The organism is Pseudomonas sp. FBF18 (genome assembly GCF_024261405.1).
Classification (GTDB): domain Bacteria; phylum Pseudomonadota; class Gammaproteobacteria; order Pseudomonadales; family Pseudomonadaceae; genus Aquipseudomonas; species Aquipseudomonas palmensis.
In genome coordinates this window covers 78,484-94,983 of sequence record NZ_QKRS01000001.1, presented here as the reverse complement: position 1 = coordinate 94,983, position 16,500 = coordinate 78,484, and the positions used below count along the sequence as shown (strand labels likewise).

At 67.4% G+C, this 16,500-nt stretch carries 15 protein-coding genes; 5 read left to right on the top strand and 10 right to left on the bottom strand.

Annotation, left to right across the window (positions count from 1 at the left end; genetic code table 11):
• Nucleotides 1-4: 4 nt before the first annotated feature.
• The 5 genes from DN387_RS00525 to DN387_RS00505 form a co-directional block, all read right to left on the bottom strand.
• Nucleotides 5-799: an SDR family NAD(P)-dependent oxidoreductase gene (locus DN387_RS00525; RefSeq protein ID WP_043860986.1), complete on the bottom strand. Its 795-nt coding sequence runs from the start codon at nucleotides 797-799 to the stop codon at nucleotides 5-7.
• A 75-nt stretch (nucleotides 800-874) separates the two neighbouring features.
• Nucleotides 875-2,365, bottom strand: a complete 1,491-nt coding sequence (locus DN387_RS00520) for an efflux transporter outer membrane subunit (protein ID WP_054914860.1) — start codon at nucleotides 2,363-2,365, stop codon at nucleotides 875-877.
• Nucleotides 2,362-3,438, bottom strand: a complete 1,077-nt coding sequence (locus DN387_RS00515) for an HlyD family secretion protein (protein ID WP_054914861.1) — start codon at nucleotides 3,436-3,438, stop codon at nucleotides 2,362-2,364. The genes DN387_RS00520 and DN387_RS00515 overlap by 4 nt, the downstream gene beginning before the upstream one ends.
• Nucleotides 3,439-3,458: 20 nt before the next feature.
• Nucleotides 3,459-5,012 (bottom strand): MFS transporter, encoded by a 1,554-nt coding sequence (locus DN387_RS00510; RefSeq protein ID WP_043860983.1) that lies wholly within the window; start codon nucleotides 5,010-5,012, stop codon nucleotides 3,459-3,461.
• Between the two features lie 191 nt (nucleotides 5,013-5,203).
• Nucleotides 5,204-6,115: a LysR family transcriptional regulator gene (locus tag DN387_RS00505; protein WP_043860982.1), complete on the bottom strand. Its 912-nt coding sequence runs from the start codon at nucleotides 6,113-6,115 to the stop codon at nucleotides 5,204-5,206.
• Between the two features lie 170 nt (nucleotides 6,116-6,285).
• On the opposite strand from DN387_RS00505, the gene DN387_RS00500 reads away from it, so the two are divergent.
• Nucleotides 6,286-6,738, top strand: coding sequence for a universal stress protein (locus DN387_RS00500; protein WP_043860981.1), 453 nt, complete (start codon nucleotides 6,286-6,288; stop codon nucleotides 6,736-6,738).
• 38 nt (nucleotides 6,739-6,776) lie between these two features.
• The gene (locus DN387_RS00495; protein WP_043860980.1) at nucleotides 6,777-7,553 is read left to right on the top strand and encodes an enoyl-CoA hydratase; all 777 of its coding nucleotides are present in this window, start codon (nucleotides 6,777-6,779) and stop codon (nucleotides 7,551-7,553) included.
• Nucleotides 7,554-7,579: 26 nt separating this feature from the next.
• Here DN387_RS00495 and DN387_RS00490 read toward each other — a convergent pair whose 3' ends face one another.
• From DN387_RS00490 to DN387_RS00475, 4 genes are read right to left on the bottom strand one after another with little or no spacing between them, the layout of a single operon-like run.
• Nucleotides 7,580-8,437, bottom strand: a complete 858-nt coding sequence (locus DN387_RS00490; protein WP_043860979.1) for an HlyD family secretion protein — start codon at nucleotides 8,435-8,437, stop codon at nucleotides 7,580-7,582.
• 11 nt (nucleotides 8,438-8,448) lie between these two features.
• Entirely contained in the window at nucleotides 8,449-8,649 is a 201-nt protein-coding gene (locus DN387_RS00485; protein WP_043860978.1) for a DUF1656 domain-containing protein, read from the bottom strand.
• A complete protein-coding gene (locus DN387_RS00480) occupies nucleotides 8,639-10,825 on the bottom strand; it encodes an FUSC family protein (RefSeq protein ID WP_054914863.1) in 2,187 nt (728 codons plus the stop codon). The genes DN387_RS00485 and DN387_RS00480 overlap by 11 nt, the downstream gene beginning before the upstream one ends.
• Entirely contained in the window at nucleotides 10,822-12,333 is a 1,512-nt protein-coding gene (locus DN387_RS00475; protein ID WP_054914864.1) for an efflux transporter outer membrane subunit, read from the bottom strand. The genes DN387_RS00480 and DN387_RS00475 overlap by 4 nt, the downstream gene beginning before the upstream one ends.
• Nucleotides 12,334-12,519: 186 nt before the next feature.
• Between DN387_RS00475 and DN387_RS00470 the strand changes: the two genes are divergently transcribed.
• The gene (locus DN387_RS00470; protein WP_043860975.1) at nucleotides 12,520-13,467 is read left to right on the top strand and encodes a LysR family transcriptional regulator; all 948 of its coding nucleotides are present in this window, start codon (nucleotides 12,520-12,522) and stop codon (nucleotides 13,465-13,467) included.
• Between the two features lie 73 nt (nucleotides 13,468-13,540).
• A complete protein-coding gene (locus DN387_RS00465; protein ID WP_054914865.1) occupies nucleotides 13,541-14,512 on the top strand; it encodes a D-glycerate dehydrogenase in 972 nt (323 codons plus the stop codon).
• A gap of 37 nt (nucleotides 14,513-14,549) precedes the next feature.
• Here DN387_RS00465 and DN387_RS00460 read toward each other — a convergent pair whose 3' ends face one another.
• Nucleotides 14,550-15,464, bottom strand: coding sequence for a DMT family transporter (locus tag DN387_RS00460; RefSeq protein WP_054914866.1), 915 nt, complete (start codon nucleotides 15,462-15,464; stop codon nucleotides 14,550-14,552).
• 135 nt (nucleotides 15,465-15,599) lie between these two features.
• On the opposite strand from DN387_RS00460, the gene DN387_RS00455 reads away from it, so the two are divergent.
• The gene (locus DN387_RS00455; protein WP_043859711.1) at nucleotides 15,600-16,475 is read left to right on the top strand and encodes an AraC family transcriptional regulator; all 876 of its coding nucleotides are present in this window, start codon (nucleotides 15,600-15,602) and stop codon (nucleotides 16,473-16,475) included.
• The last annotated feature ends 25 nt before the right edge of the window (nucleotides 16,476-16,500 follow it).

Genomic DNA, 16,500 nt, shown 5'->3' with positions numbered 1-16,500 from the left:
TGCATCAGGCGATGGAACGAACCACGCCGCCATCCACGCGCAGGGCTGCGCCGGTGGTGGCGCTGGCCTGGCGCGAGGCCAGGTAGACCACCATGTTGGCGACCTCCTCGACCGTGGCCAGGCGCTTGATGACCGAGCTGGGGCGGTGCTCGGCAATGAACCGGGCCTCCAGCGTCTCGCTGTCCACCCCCTGCTCCCTGGCCATCTGGCTGAAGTAGCCGCCCACGCCTTCGGAGCGGGTCGGGCCCGGCAGCACCGCATTGACGGTCACGCCGGTACCGGCCAGGGTCTCGGCCAGCCCGCGGGAAATCGCCAGCAGGGCGGTCTTGGTGGTGCCGTAGTGCACCATCTCGGTCGGGATCTGCAGCGCCGATTCACTCGACAGGAACAGCACCCGGCCCCACTCGCGCGTGGCCATGCCCTTGGCGTAATGGCGCGACAGGCGCACCGCGCTCATCACGTTGACCTCGAAGAAGCGCTGCCAGTCCTCGTCGCTGATCTCGAAGAAGCCCTTGGGCTCGAAGATGCCCAGGTTGTTGACCAGGATGTCGGTTTCCGGCTCCTTGGCAAACAGGATGTCCGCCCCCTCGGCCGTGCCCAGGTCGGCCGCGATGCCCTTGACCTTGGCCCCCGGCAACTTGCGCTGGATCTGTTCGACGGCGCGCGTGACACGGGCCTTGGTGCGCCCGTTGACCACCACCTCGGCACCGGCCTCGGCCAGCCCGTGGGCAATGGCAAAGCCGATACCGGCGGTGGAGCCGCTGACGATCGCACGCTTGCCGTGCAAGGAAATATTCATACCTGCGTCCTTTTCTGGATGACATGTGAACCCCGGCACGGCGCCGGCCGTGCCGGGGCACGGCCGGCGCAGGCCTCATGGGTGCTTTGACCGCTGCCCTCGATCGAGTTCAGCGCTGGCCTGGGCCGGTGGGGCAAATGACTGCCAGCCCCCGCCCAGGGATTTGTACAGGCCGACCATGGCCAGCGACACCGCCGCCGAGCTTTCGACCCACTGCTCCTGGTTGGCCAGCAAGGCGCTCTGCACGGTCAGCACGTTGAGGAAGTCGACCGCGCCCTCCACGTACTGGTTGCGCGCGGTGTCCAGCGCCACCCGGCTCTGGCGCACCGCTTCGTCGAGCAGGTCGCGGCGCAGCTGGCTGGCGTTGTACAGGCGCAGCACATCGTCGATCTCGTGCCAGGCGCGCAGCACCACCTGCTGGTACTGCACAGCCGCTTCCTGCTGCTGCGCCTCGCGCAGCTTGAGCACGCCGGTCAGGCGCCCGCCTTCGAAGATCGGCAGGCTCAACTGCGGGCCGATGGCAAACCGGCGCGAACTCCAGTTGCCGAAGTCCGACAGTTGCAGCGACTGGAACCCCGCGCTGCCCGACAGGCGGATGCTCGGATAGAAGTTGGCCTTGGCCACCCCGATGCTGGCCGTGGCGGCGTGCAGTTGCGCCTGCGCCTGGCGGATGTCGGGGCGCCGCTCGGCCAGTTCCGAGGGCAGGCCCATGGCAAAGCGCTGCGCGGTCTGCGGCATCGGTGCCGGTTGCAGCAGTTCGTTCTGCAGGCTGCGTGGCGGTTCGGCCAGCAGCAGGCTCAGGGCGTTGATCAGTTGCGCCTGGCGGTCTTCCAGGGTGGGCAGGCGCGCCTCGATGGACGCCACCTGCGCCTTGGCCTGGGCCACGTCGAGGTTGGTCGCCACGCCATCGTTCAGGCGCATCTGCGACAGGCGCAGGCTGTGGCGCGACACGTCGAGGTTCTCGCGGATCACCGCCAGGGTGCTCTGCACCGCACGCAGCTGGATATAGTCGTGGGCGGTCTCGGCCAGCAACGACAGCAGCACGCCCTGGCGGTCGTTTTCGGCCACCTCGACGCTGGCGTCGGCGGCCTCCACCTCACGCCGCACCCGGCCCCACAGGTCCAGTTCCCAGGCAGCGGTGAAGTCGCCCTGCCACAGGTTGAAGGCCGACTTGCCGTTCTTGCCGGACGGGTCGTTGAGGCCGTCCTCGCTGTTGCGGGCGCGGCTGTAGTTGCCGTTCAGGTCGACCGACGGGTACTGCTCGGAGGCAATGCTGCTGCGCACCGCGCGGCTCTGCATCAGCCGGGCGGTGGCCACCTGCAGGTCCAGGTTGCGTTCGACCGCGCGCTGTACCAGTGACGACAGCTGCGCATCGTTGAACTGCTCCCACCAGCGCGCCTGCAGCGGTGTCGCCTCGGGCTGGCTGGGGCCGGCCTTGTCCTGCAGGGTCGGCCAGGCCGACGGCGCGGTGGAACGCGGCGCTTCGAAATCGGGGCCCAGGCTGCAGGCGCCGAGGGTCAGCGTGGCGCCCAGCAGCAAGGGCGAAGTAGCCTGTGCGAAGTTCATCGAGCGCTGACCTCGTTGCCGGCCTGGGCCCTGGCCGGGCTCTGGGTATCGATTCTGGCGATCACCGACATGCCCACGCGCAGGCGGCTGAGCAATGGCTGGTCGGCGTCGAGCACGATCTTCACCGGGATGCGCTGCACCACCTTGGTGAAGTTGCCGGTGGCGTTGTCCGGCTTGACTGCGGCAAAGGTCAGGCCGGTGGCCGGGGCCACGCTCTGCACATGGCCGCGCAGCTGTTCACCGGCAAAGGTATCCACGCTCACCAGCACTGCCTGGCCTGGCTGCACGTGGGTCAGCTGGGTTTCCTGGAAGTTGCCGACCACGTAGGCCTGCGCCAGCGGCACCACCGAGAGCAGCCGTGCGCCCGGGTTGACGTAGGCGCCCACGCGCACGGCGCGCTCGCCGACCATGCCGTCGATGGGTGCGACGATCTGCGTGTAGGACAGGTCCAGGCGGGCACGGTCCAGCGCGGCCTCGGCATGCTTGAGGCCGCCCTGGGCCGCCTCCACCTGCGCGGTGAGAATGTCCACCTGTTTGCGTGCCGCGGCCAGCGCCGCACGGGTGTTGGCCAGGCGTGCCTGGGCCTGGTCGACCCGGCTGCGCGCCTGCTGGGCGTTCTGCACGGTGCCGGCGCCCTGCTCGGCCAGGCGGGTGTGACGGGTCAGTTCATGGTTGGCGAACGCCAGCGCCGCCTCGTCGGCAGCCACCGTGGCCTGGGCCTGGGCAATCAGCGAAGCCTGGCGTTCGAGGGTGGCGCGGGCGTTCTGGTACTGCGCGCGGGACATCAGCAACTGCGCGTCGGCGGCGGCCAGCGCCGCCTGGAAGTCGCGGTCGTCGATCTGCGCCAGCACCTGGCCGGCCTTGACCTGCTGGTTGTCCTCGACGTGGACCGCCTTGATGAAGCCCGACACCTTGGGCGCCACCACGGTGTAGTCGGCCGTGACGTACGCATCGTTGGTGGACTGCGTGCCGCCGCTGCCGAACAGCGCGGGCAGCGCCACATAGGCCAGGCCGGCGACGACGATCACCGCCACGGCGATCAGGGTGAGTCTGGAAGTTTTACTTGAGGTCATGTCTTTCTCTCTCGACGGGACTAGGCCACTGCACGCGGCGGGTAGATCCGGGTAGGCACAAAGGGAATCAGCACGATCAGCGCCAGTGCCAGCAGCGCCATGCACAGGTAAAGGTCGGCCGAGGTCAGCACCACGGCCTGCTCATGGATGCGCCTGGCCAGCCCCGGCGCATCGCTGGCAGCCAGCGGCGAGTTGCCCAGGTTGTCCACCAGCATGTTGGAGTGGAAATGCCGGCGCACCGTGGTCAGGGCCTCCAGCACGCCGGCGGCCACCACCGAAGCCAGGCCCTTGATGGTGTTGAACCAGGCCGAGGCGAACGGGCCGTCCTGCGGGGTCATGCCGCCGGTGGCGAGCATCAGCAGCGGGATCACCGCCATCGGCTGGCCGAAGATCTGGAACAGTTGCAGCACATAGAAGTTTTCGCGCACCCACTGCGAGGTGATCTGCGTGCCGCCCAGGCATGACATGGCGAGCATGCCCAGGCCGATGGCCAGCACCCAGCGGCAGTCCACCGCGCGGATGTTGCACAGCGCCGCGGTCAGCGGCAGCGCCAGCAGTTGCGGCAGCGCCACCAGCAGCATCACCGGGCCGCTGTGCACGGGCCGATAGCCCTGGACCTGGGCCAGGTAGTTGGTGGGAATGATGATCACGGCCGACAGCACCACCAGCACCCCGCCCAGGGTGATCAGGGCGTGGGTCAGGTTGCGGTTGCGCAGCATCTGCAGCTTGAAGAACGGCAGCGGGTGCGACCATTCGTTGATCATGAACAGCACCAGCAGCACCACCCCGCCGCCCAGCAGCCAGCAGATCAGCGGCGAGTTGAACCAGCCCATGCGGTCGCCCTGGGACAGGCCGATCACGATCGAGCAGATGGCCGGCAGCCCCAGCAACAGGCCGCGCCAGTCGAACTGCTTGAAGCGCTCCAGGCGCAACGGGTCCTGCGGCAGTCCCCAGGCCACGCAGCCCATGGCCACCAGCGAGGGCAGGATGATCTGCCAGAACGCCCACTGCCAGCCGACATACTCGGTCCACATGCCCGCCAGCGGCAGGCCCAGGCTCGGCCCGAAGGTCGCGGTCAGGGCGTAGCCGGCCAGGCCGTAGAGCTTGATGCCGGGGGGCAGAAAGCGCAGCGCCACGCTCATCAGCATCGGCGGCAGCGCGCCCCCGGCAAGGCCTTGCAGGGTGCGCAGCAGCATCAGGCTTTCGAGGTTGGGTGCAAACGGGCAGAGCAGCCCCAGTACGGCAAAGGCGCCGATGGCACACAGGGTGAAGCGGCGCAGCGAGAAGGTCACCGAGCACCAGGGCGCAAAGGCCATGGCCGACACCGAGGTGGCCGAGTACAGCGCCACCAGCCAGGCCCCTTCGTCGGCGCCGATGTGCATCCCGCCACGGATGTCGGCCAGGGCCATCTTGGTGACCATCTCGTTGAGGCCGGCGCACAGCACCGCCAGCAGCACGCCGACCAGGCCCACCACGATACGCAGGCCGAAGGCAGCCGGGGCGGCCGGTTTGGCAGGCGCCGCAGCGGGCGCCGGGGTGGCCCCCAAGGGCGCCTGGGCCGCCAGCGACGTCATGGCCGGCCCCCGCCCACAGGCGCTGAAGCACGGCAGAAAAAAGGCACACACATGGCAGGAGGACTCCGGGTAGTTAAGTACCCGGCAAGTCTATGGAGGCCAATAGATGACGAAAACTGACATATTCGCAGTTTATTGCTGCGTCAAACGCAATCCACAAAAGCCACCGATAACGCGTGCCTGCCCCGGGCTCAGGCGTAGTGCCTGGAGCAGCACTCCTTGAGGGTCTGGCGCAACCAGCGGTGGGCGGGGTCGTTGTCGAAGCGCGGGTGCCAGGCCTGCATGATGGTTACCGCCTCCAGCGCCATCGGGATGCGGAACGAGCGCAGCGGCAGGCCGAGCCGGGCCACGCTCATCAGCACGTGCTCGGGCAGCGCCAGCAGCAACTCGGAGTCGGGCAGCGAGAACATCGCCGAATGAAAGCTCGGGGTGATCAGCGCCACGCGCCGCTGCAGGCCCATGCCGGCCAGCGCCGCATCGATCGGGCCGGCGGCGCGGCCACGGCGCGACACGCTGATCTGCTCGTAGCCGGCGAAGCGCTCGGGGGTGATCTCGTCATCGAAGATCGGGTGATCGACCCGCGCCAGGCCGACGAAGGTGGTGGAGAACAGGCTCTGCACCTTGATCTCGGGGCCGAGGTTGCGCGTGGCACTGATGTACAGGTCCAGGCGCCCGTCGCGCAGTGCGGCGTCCTCGTCGCCGCCCTCGCCTTCGGGCACGAAGCGCAGCACCGTGTGCGGCGCCTGTTCGCGCATGGTTTCCAGCAGGGGCGCGGCAAAGGGCGCGATGAACACATCGTTGGCGCGCAGGTTGAAGGCCCGCTCCAGGCTCTGCAGGTCGACCTCGTCACTGGAACTGAACACCTGGTTGGCCTGCTCCACCACGCTGCGCACCTGACTGCGCAGGGCCATGGCCTTGGGCGTGGGCACCAGGCCGCGGCCGGCGCGCACCAGAATCGGGTCACCCACCGCATGGCGAATGCGCGTCAGGGTACGGCTCATGGCCGCGGGGCTCAGGTTCATCCGCCGCGCCGCGCCGACCACACTGCCTTCATCGAGCAGCGCATCCAGCGCGACCAGCAAATTCATATCTGGAAAGTGCATGGCAAGCATCCATTCATTGCTTCGTTGAGTCCGGGGCAAAGCTTAACAGTTTCCGCCGCGCTCACAGCCCCTGCATGTGGCGCAACTAGTCATTGCACGCTGCACCATTTACCGCGCCGCATGCTTTTTTCAAGAATGCTGCTCTTTGCACAGTGAGTGGACCCTGCCCCATGTACAGCGTCGTTTTGATCGCCATCGATGGCTCGCCACGCAGCCACGGCATCCTGGAAACCGTCAGCACGTTCTGCGAGCAGACCCGTCATCGCCTGCATGTGCTGCTGGCGGTCGACCGTGCCTACGCGCTGCCCGAACAGGACGGCCACATCAGCCCGCAGGACGAAACCGAATACCCGGCGGCCAGCCATGAACAGCAGGTGGCCGACATGAGCATGCTGCAGGCGGTGACCCACCTGCGCGAACGCGGCTTCCAGACCGAAGGCAACCTGGTCAATGGCGACCCGGTGTCGAGCATCGTCGCCGAGGCCAAGCGCCTGGGCAGCGACCTGATCGTGATGGGCCACCGCCACCTGTCGCGGCTGGACCGCATGTTCGACCCCTCGATCAGCAGCAAAGTCATCGACAAGGCCGGTTGCCCGGTACTGGTCGATGCGCGTCATCTCTGACGCCCCCTTGCCCTCACCCCTTGAACGAGACTACACGGATGAAACTCGATTACCTGCTGCTGGAACAGATTGACGCGGTAGCGCTGATTCGCCTCAACCGGCCGCTGTCGCTCAATGCCCTGTGCGCCGAACTGGCGGCGGAGCTGGCCGGCGTGCTCGACCGCCTGGAACAGGACCGCAGCGTGCGCGCCGTGGTGCTGACCGGCACCGACACGGTGTTCGCCGCCGGGGCCGACATCATGGCCATGCGCAACCGCAACTACATCGACGTGTACACCAGCGACTTCGTGACCGTGGACTGGGAGCGCCTGGCCAGCTTTCGCAAGCCGGTGATCGCCGCGGTGGCCGGCTACGCACTGGGCGGTGGCTGCGAGATGGCGCTGATGTGCGACTTCATCATCGCCGCCGAGAGCGCGCGCTTCGGCCAGCCGGAAATCAAGCTGGGGACCATCCCCGGTGCCGGCGGCAGCCAGCGCCTGGCGCACTTCATCGGCAAGGCCAAGGCCATGGACATGGTGCTCACCGGGCGCACCCTGGACGCCCACGAAGCCGAGCGCTGCGGCCTGGTGAGCCGGGTGGTGAGCGATGCGGCGCTGCTCAACGAAGCCTTGCGTGTCGCGGCGCGGATCGCCGGCTACTCCGGGCCGGTAGCGATGATGGCCAAGGAGGCGGTGAACGGCGCCTTCGAAACCACCTTGAGCGAAGGCGTACGCCAGGAGCGCCGGCTGTTTCATTCCACCTTCGCCATCGAAGACCAGAAGGAAGGCATGGCCGCCTTCGCCGAGAAGCGCGAGCCGCAGTTCATGCACCGCTGAACGTTCGCCATGGCAGCGGCACGCGCTCAATCGCGCGGCTTGACCACCACCGTGCAGGTGGTGCCCGCTGCCAGCAGGAAGCCTTCGGGCACCTCGTCGATGTGAATGCGCACCGGTACCCGCTGGGCCAGGCGCACCCAGTTGAAGGTGGGGTTGACGTCGGCGATCAGCTCGCGGCTTTCAGGGTTGTCGCGGTCATAGATGCCGCGCGAGATGCTCTCCACATGCCCCTTGAGCACCTCGCCGCTCATCATCTGCAGGTCGGCCTGATCGCCCACCTTCACGTGCGGCAGCTTGGTCTCCTCGAAGAAGCCGTAGACCCAGAACGAGTCCTTGTCGACCACCGCCATCTTCGGCTCACCGGTGCGCGCATAGTCGCCGCGGTGCACGTTGAGGTTGGTCACGTAGCCGTCCACCGTGGCCAGGATGCGTGTGCGCTTGAGGTCCAGCTCTGCCGCCGCCAGCTGCGCCTGGGCCTGCTGGTAGTCGGCCAGGGCCGAGTTGGCGATGTTGCTGGCGTCGTCGCGGTTCTCCCGCGAGATCACCAGGTTGTCCATGTCGGCACGCCGGTGCGCATTGACCTTGCGCATCTCCCAGGTGGCCTTGCGCGAGGCTACCAGCGCCTGCGCCTGTCTGACCGCCACCTCGTAGTGCTCGGGGTCGATCTGGATCAGCAGGTCGCCCTTCTTCACCAGCTGGTTGTCGCGCACCGGCACGTCCACCACATAGCCGGGCACGTCGGCGGCCACGTTGATGATGTCGGCGCGTACCCGCCCGTCACGGGTCCAGGGCGTGTTCATGTACTGCACCCACAATTGCCGGCCGATCGCCACGGCAGCTGCCAGTACCAGCAAGGTGGCGATCAGGCTGAAAAACTTTTTCATCGACTAGGGTCTCAACGGTAGACGGTCAGCGCCATGGCGCCAAAGAGGCAAATGAACAGGCACAGGCGCAGCAGCGCCGGGTGCCAGAAAAAACGGTAGCCGTCATGCCCGGCAATGAACCGGTCCAGCCCCCAGGCAAGCCCTGCGGCGAACAGGAACATCAAGGTCATGGTCGGCATGTACAGGCCGTGGAAGGCGATTTCACGGGGCATCGGGCAGTCCTTGCGTCGCGGGCAGGTGGGCCAGCGGCGATTGTGGGTCGAGCAGCGAGGTACGGATGAAGTGCAGGTAGCTCTGCACCCGGCGCAGGGCCGAGGTGTCGAAGTGCCGGGCGAAAGGTTCGTCGGTGGCCTGCACGCGGCTGATCGCATGGTCCACTGCCACCAGCGCACGCTCGTGATTGCTGGCGGTGGGCTGCAGGAACAGCCGCGCCAGCGCCCGGCCCATCACGCGGATCGCCTGGCGCCAGGGCTGGGACTCGGCATAGCACGGGTGCACCGGGAGTATCGCCTGTTCCTTGCGCAGCTCGATGATCGCGTGGCCCACCTCCAGCACCACGAACATCCAGCGCAGCAGCTTGCTCTGCACCTGGGGCTGGCCCACGGCCAGGCCATAGGCCTGGTGCAGCAGGTCACGGGTGCGGCTCTCGAACGCCGAGCCCAGCCCGCGCAGGCGCCCGCTGATGGCGAACAGCACCTGGCCGCGCAGGTCCTGCTCCAGGCGACTCCACAGCCAGCGGCTGTTGGGCGGCAGGATGATCGCCCCGGCCGCCGCGCACACCAGCATGCCGATGACCATGGCGATGTAGTCGTTGACGAAGGTGTAGGGGTTGTACACGGTGAGGTTGTCGGGCACCGAGCCGGTCGAGAAGAAGATCAACAGGCCCAGGCCATAACCGGCGTAGGCCGGGCGCGAGGCCAGGAACGCGCCCACCACGAACACCGGCGCCAGCACCATGCACAGCAGCGGGAAGCCGTCGATCCAGGGGAACACGAAGAAGGTTTCGAAGAACCCCACCAGCGCGCCGAATAGGGTGCCGCAGGCCATCTGGAACGACATGCGCTTGGGGTTGGGGGTGGCCGCCGACAGGCCCACGGTGGCCGCCGCGATCAGGGTCATCATGGCCCCGCTGGGCCACGCCGTGGCCAGCCAGAAGCTGCCCAGCACCAGCAGGATGAACGCGGCCCGCACGCCGGCAGCCAGCGACACCAGCCAGTTGGTCTGGGCCACGTAGGGTTCGTCCCATTGCTCACGGGCGTGGCTGTGCTCGGCCAGCGAGGCGTGGGTCTGGGCATAGCTGTGCAGGTCGTCGACGAAGCGGTACAGCAGTTCGTAGGCGGTGTGAAAGTCGAGCAGGTCGGCGTCGCTGGGCGCGGTGTCGAGGTAGGCGGCGCGCAGGCTGCGTACCCGCTCGGGCAGGTCGTCCTTGTAGGCGGCCAGTTGCTCGGCCAGGCGCGCGGCATCGGCGTGGGTCAGCGAGCGCCCGGCATAGCCGTCGAGCAGGTTGGCCAGGGCATCGAGGCCCGGTTCGATGGCCGTGACGATCTGCAGCGGGCCGCGCTGGCGCAGGCGCTCGAGCAGTTGGTGCAGGGCGTTGAAGCGCGTGGTGATGGCCATGAACTCGCTGTTCATGCGGCCCAGGCGGCCGTTGCGCCGGCGCATGTGCGGGTCTTCGAAGGCGGTCACGCTGCGCAGGCTTTCCAGGCCCACCGCCTCGGCGATGAAGCGCACGTTGCTGCTTTCGAAACGGTCGCGCTGGCTGTCGCCGCGCAGGCCTTCGGCGACGAAGCCGGCGAACACGCCAAAGCGCTGGTACAGGGCGTTGCGCATCGAGGCACTGGCCGACTGCGGCAGGATCGCGGCGCTGACCAGGGTCGACACCAGGATGCCCAGGGAGATCTCCAGCACCCGCCACACTGCCGCCATGAATGCACCGTCGGGGTGCTGCAGGGCCGGCAGGCCGACCATGGCCGCGGTGTAGCCGGCCAGCACGAAGCCATAGGCGCGAAAGTTGCGGTAGCGCATCGCCCCCGCCGAGCAGATGCCCACCCAGATCGCCAGGCTGGGCAGGAACAGCTCGGTGTTCTGCGGGAAGATCGCGATCAGCGCGACCATCACCGACGAACCGGCCAGGGTGCCGAGCAGGCGGTAGAAGCTCTTGGCGAACACGTGGCCGCTCTGCAGCTGCATCACGATGAACACGGTGATCATCGCGGTGCGCGGCTGCGGCAGCTCCAGGCGCATGGCCAGCCACAGGGTGAGAAACGCCGCGCTCAGCACCTTGAAGATGTACACCCAGGTGACGCCGTCGCTGCGCGCCCATTCGAAGAAGCCGCGACGCCATTCAAGTGATGCCAGCCAGCGAAACGGCAGGGTCATGGCGCTCATTTGTCGAACACCGCCAGGGTGCGCGGGGTGGCCGGTGCGGCCTGCTTATCCGGCGTCGGCACATCGTTGCCGGCGCCCAGCCCACCGCCCAGGGCGGTGACCAGTTCGGCATGCGCGGTCAGGCGCGCGGCCTGCACCTGCTGCTGGATCTGCTGCTGGCGAAACAGCAGGGTCTGCGCATTGAGCACGTTGAGGTAGTCGGTGAGGCCGCGCTGGAACGCGATCATGGCGATGTCGTAGGTCTTCTGCGCCGAGGCCACCGACTCGGCGGCAAAGTGCTGCTGCTCGTCCATCGAGTGGCGGCGGATCAACTGGTCGGACACCCCCTTGAGGGCCTCGACCACGGTCTGGTTGTAGCGCGCCACGGCGATGTCGTAGCCGGCCGAGGCCACGCCCAGTTGCGAGCGCAGGCGGCCACCGTCGAACACCGGCAGGCTGATGGCCGGACCGACGTTGTAGTTGAACTTGCGCCCGGTGAGAAACTCCAGCGCACCGCCGCCGGTGGCCATGAAGCCGAGCCCGCCGACCAGGTCGACGTTGGGGAAGAAGCCGGCATGCGCCACATCGATACCGCGCGCCTGGGCCGCCACCTGCCAGCGGCTGGCAACCACGTCGGGACGCTGCCCCACCAGCTCGGCAGGCAGCGCCGACGGCAGCTTGAGCGCGGTGGCCAACGAGAGATTCGGCCGCTGCAACTGCGCCCCCTCGCCCGGGCCCTTGCCGGCCAGCGCGGCCAGCTGGTTGCGCGCCAGGGCGATTTCTTCATCGAGGCTGTCGAGCTGGCGATGGGTTTCGGGCAGCGGCGTCTGCGCCTGGCTGACTTCGAAATGGGTGCCGATGCCGCCGGCCAGGCGCCGTTCGGCCAGGGCCAGGATCTGCTCCTGCTGGGCCAGCTCGGCCTTGACGATGTCGCGCTGGGCAAAGTGCAGCGACAGCTGGATGTACACCTTGACGATGTTGTTCTGCAGTTCGAGCTGCGCCTGTCGCGCCTGGGCCACGCTCATGTGGGCCATGTCCACGGCCTGCTCGCTGGCATTGCGCTCGCGGCCCCACAGGTCCAGCGCATAGCTCAGGCCCAGGGTGGCATTGTTGTCCCAGGTGTTGGCACCGGACAGCGCGCCGGGGCCATAGAACTGGTCTTCGGGCCAGTTGTGGCGCTTGAGGCTGGACTGGCCGTTGACCTGCAGTTTTTCGTCGGCCTCGATCACCCCGGCCATGGCCCTGGCTTCACGCACGCGGGCAGCGGCCATGGCCATGGTCGGGCTGCCCCGGAGCGCCAGGGCGATCCAGCGCGCCAGTTGCGGGTCGCCATAGGCTTGCCACCATTGCTGGTCGGGCCAGTGGGCATCCTGCGCGGCTGCTCGGATGGCCGCGTCGGTGGTCAGGGTATTGGCTTGCAGCGTCTTGCTTTGCGGGGCGATGCCCCAGGTTCCGATACAGCCGCTCAAGGTCAAGCTAAAGGCACAGACACTGAGCGCATTCAGCGCTCTGATGATGCGACGCGGCACAGCTGCGAGTTCCCGACTAGAAGGTGGATGACGCTAGGTGACGCAATTCTAGGGGGCCGCCGCACTGGCGATAAGCGTGCTTTACTGCGAATCTTTGTTACGAAAACCGCGATAATCCGGCTTTAGTCTGAAGACTGCTTTGGTTACTTCATGTCACAATTCTGTCGTCTTCCTTGAGAGCGCCCCATGGACACCCTGCAAAACATGCGTGCTTTCAGTTGCGTCGCGCAAGTCGGCAGTTTCACCGCCGCTGCCGTGCAACTGGATACGACCACCGCGAACGTGTCGCGGGCGGTTTCCAATCTTGAAGCGCACCTGCAAACCCGCCTGCTCAACCGCACCACCCGGCGCATCGCACTGACCGAAGCGGGCAAGCGCTACCTGATGCGCTGCGAGCAGATCCTCACCTATGTGGAGGAAGCCGAGGCCGAGGCCAGCGACGCGCATGCGCGCCCGGCCGGGCAACTGAAGGTGCACTCGATGACCGGCGTGGGCCAGCATTTCGTCATCGACGCCATCGCCCGCTACCGCGAAACCCACCCCGACGTGACTTTCGACCTGACCATGGCCAACCGCGTGCCCGACCTGCTGGACGAGGGCTACGACGTGTCCATCGTGCTCGCCAGCGAGCTGCCGGACTCGGGTTTTGTGTCGCAGCGCCTGGGCATCACCTACAGCATCGTGTGCGCCTCGCCCGAATACGTGAAGCGCCACGGCGTGGCGCACAAGCCGGCCGACCTGCTCAAGCACGCCTGCCTGCGCATGGTGAGCCCGGTGATCCCGCTGGAAAAATGGCTGTTCGACGGCCCCGAGGGCCAGGAGGTGGTGAACATCACCCAGGCGCCCTTCCAGGTGAACTCGGCCGATGCCATGAAGGCGGCGATCCGCAGCGGCATGGGCGTGGGCGTGCTGCCGATCTACTCGGCCATCGACGGCCTGCGCGACGGAAGCCTGGTACGGGTGATGCCCGAGTACCGCCTGCAGGAGCTGAACCTGTACGCGATCTACCCCTCGCGCCAGTACCTGGATGCGAAGATCAAGACCTGGGTCGAGTACCTGCGCAACTCGCTGCCGGAGATCCTCGCGGCCCACGAGGCCGACCTCAAGACCCACGAGCTGCTCATCGCCACCTGAAATCTTGCTGCACAGGGGCGGCGGAGAATGATAGCGTGCTACCCATTCTCCCCTGCCCGCAGCGAGTTCGCCGATGAAAAAGACCGTACTGGCCTTCAGCCGCATCACCGCCCCGATGGTCGAGCGTCTGCAGCAAGACTTCAACGTGATCGTGCCCAACCCCAAGCTGGGCGACATCAATGCCCAGTTCAACGAAGCGCTGCCCCAGGCCCACGGCCTGATCGGGGTGGGGCGCAAGCTGGGCGAAGCGCAGCTGCACAACGCTGAGCAGCTGCAGGTGGTGTCGAGCGTGTCGGTGGGTTACGACAACTACGACCTGGCCTACTTCAACCAGCGCGGCATCGCCCTGACCAACACCCCTGACGTCCTCACCGAAAGCACCGCCGACCTCGGCTTTGCGCTGATCATGAGCGCGGCGCGGCGGGTGGCCGAGCTGGACGCCTGGACCAAGGCCGGCGAATGGAAAGCCACCGTGGGCCCGGCACACTTTGGCAGCGACGTGCATGGCAAGACGCTGGGCATCGTCGGGCTGGGCAACATCGGCGCGGCGATTGCGCGGCGTGGCCGGTTCGGCTTCAACATGCCGGTGATCTACAGCGGCAACAGCCGCAAGACCGCGCTGGAGCAGGAACTGGGCGCGCAGTACCGCAGCCTGGATCAACTGCTGGCCGAAGCCGACTTCGTGTGCCTGGTGGTGCCGCTGGGGGCCAACACCAGGCACCTGATTGGCGAGCGCGAACTGAAGCTGATGAAGCCCAGTGCGTTTCTGGTCAACGTGTCGCGCGGGCCGGTGGTGGATGAGGCGGCGCTGGTGGCGGCGTTGCAGCAGGGCACGATTCGCGGTGCAGGGCTGGATGTGTACGAGAAGGAGCCGCTGAGCGATTCGCCGCTGTTCCAGCTGGCCAATGCGGTGACCTTGCCGCATGTGGGCTCGGCCACGGCCGAAACCCGCGAGGCGATGGCCAACCGTGCCATCGACAACCTGCGCGCGGCACTGCTGGGCGAGCGCCCGCGCGACCTGGTGAACCCGCAGGTGTGGAAGTAAGGCTGCCATTCGCCAGCAAGGCGGGCTCCTGCAAGGGTTACGCGGCCCTGGTAGGCGCCGGCCTTGCCGGCGAAGGCGTCACCACCCGCCCCTTCCTGAACACCAGCACATTGCCCAGCATCACCAGCACCAGCCCGCCCAGCGCCGGCGCTGTCCACTGGTACCCCTCGTAGAACGCCGACACGTTCAGCGCCACCAGCGGGAACAGCACCGTGCAGTACGCCGCACGCTCCGGCCCCATGCGCCCCACCAGCGTCAGGTACGCGGTAAAGCCGATCACCGACCCCGGGATCACCAGGTACAGCAGCGACCCCACATACCGCACATTCCATTCCATCGCGAACGGTATGCCGCTGACCACGCAGTACAGCGCCAGCATTCCGGCCCCGTAGAGCATGCCCCAGGCATTGGTGGTCATCGGCCGCAAGCCGGCCTTCTGCTGCAGGCTCGAGAGCATGTTGCCCGCCGAGAAACACAGCGTACCCAGCAACGCCAGGCCCAGGCCGATCAGGGTTTCGCGGCTGGCCGCATGCCCGGCCAGCTCCGGCCAGAACAGCAGCCCCAACCCGCCCAGCCCCAGCGCCCCACCCGCCAGCACGTTGGCCGCCACCTGCTGCCCGAAGAACACCCGCGCATTGAGTGCGTTCCACAGCGTGGCGGTGGAGAACACCACCGCGATCAGGCCGCTGGGGATCCACTGGCTGGCCGTCAGAAAGCACATGAAGTTCACGCAGAACAGGCACAGCCCCTGCGCCAGGCAGATCAGGTGCCCGCGCCGGTTCATCACTTGCAGGCGCCGCCCGATCAACAGCACGGCAAACAGCACCAGCGCCGCCAGGGCAAAGCGATAGACGATGGACACCGGGATGGCCACCACCCCCAGTTGCAGTTTCAGGGCGATCCAGGTGGTGCCCCAGATCAGCACGGTCAGCAGGTACAACGACAGGTTCATGGCATGCACTCCTCACGACAGCCTGCAGTGTCCGGCGCGGGCCGCCCGTGCGCTTGCACAAACTTGCGGTTTTTTGCTGGGCGGGGCTGTCAGGCCCGGTGGCCGCGAGTAGGATGGCCGACAGAGGTAGACCCCATGACGCCGCTGGACCAGTTGCAAGTCTTTCAAGCCATGCACGCCTCGCCCAATGCCCGCCTGGAACACAGTGCGCAGCTCGGCGACGAGCTGGTCGCAGCCCTGTGGAACAACCGCCACGACGCCCGCGACTACGAAGCGCCCAGCCACCACACGCTGTCGTGCTATATCGCCGGCGGCACCGGCACCTTTCGCCGGGATCGCCCCGCCGCCAAGGGCGGGCCCGGCAAGCTGTGCATCCTGCCGGCCGAGCACGCCTCGAACTGGGTGATCAACGGCAGCATCCGCCTGGCGCACCTGTACATCAGCCAGGCGCAGTTCGCCCTGGCCTGCACCCGCCTGCTGGACCGCGAACCGCGCGAGGTGCAACTGCACGAAGCGACCTTCATAGACGACCCGGAGCAGGCGCTGCGCTTTGGCCGGCTGATCGAGCTGAACTGGGACGAGCCGGGCGAGCGCCTGCTGACCAGCAGCCTGGCCCACGAGATTCTCGACCATGCCGTGCTCAACCAGGTGGGGCTGCGTCGGGGGCTGCGCCTGAAGGGCGGGTTGGCGACGCATCAGCGCCGGCACCTGGCCGACTACATCGAGGCGCACCTGGAGCAGGCGATCAGCCTGGGTGAGCTGGCGTTGCTGTGCAACCTGTCGCACTACCACTTTGCACGGATGTTCCGCGCAAGCTTCGGCCTGCCGCCGCACCAGTACCTGCTGGCGCGGCGCCTGGCCCGGGCACGCCAGCTGCTGCGCTGTGGCGACGGGGCGTTGGGCGAGGTGGCATTGGCGTGCGGGTTTGCCAGTGCCAGCCATTTCAGCAATCGCTTCAGGCAGGTGGTGGGGGCCACGCCGGGGGATTATCGGTTGGCCATGCGCCGCTGATCGCGGGTCAAGCCCGCTCCCACAG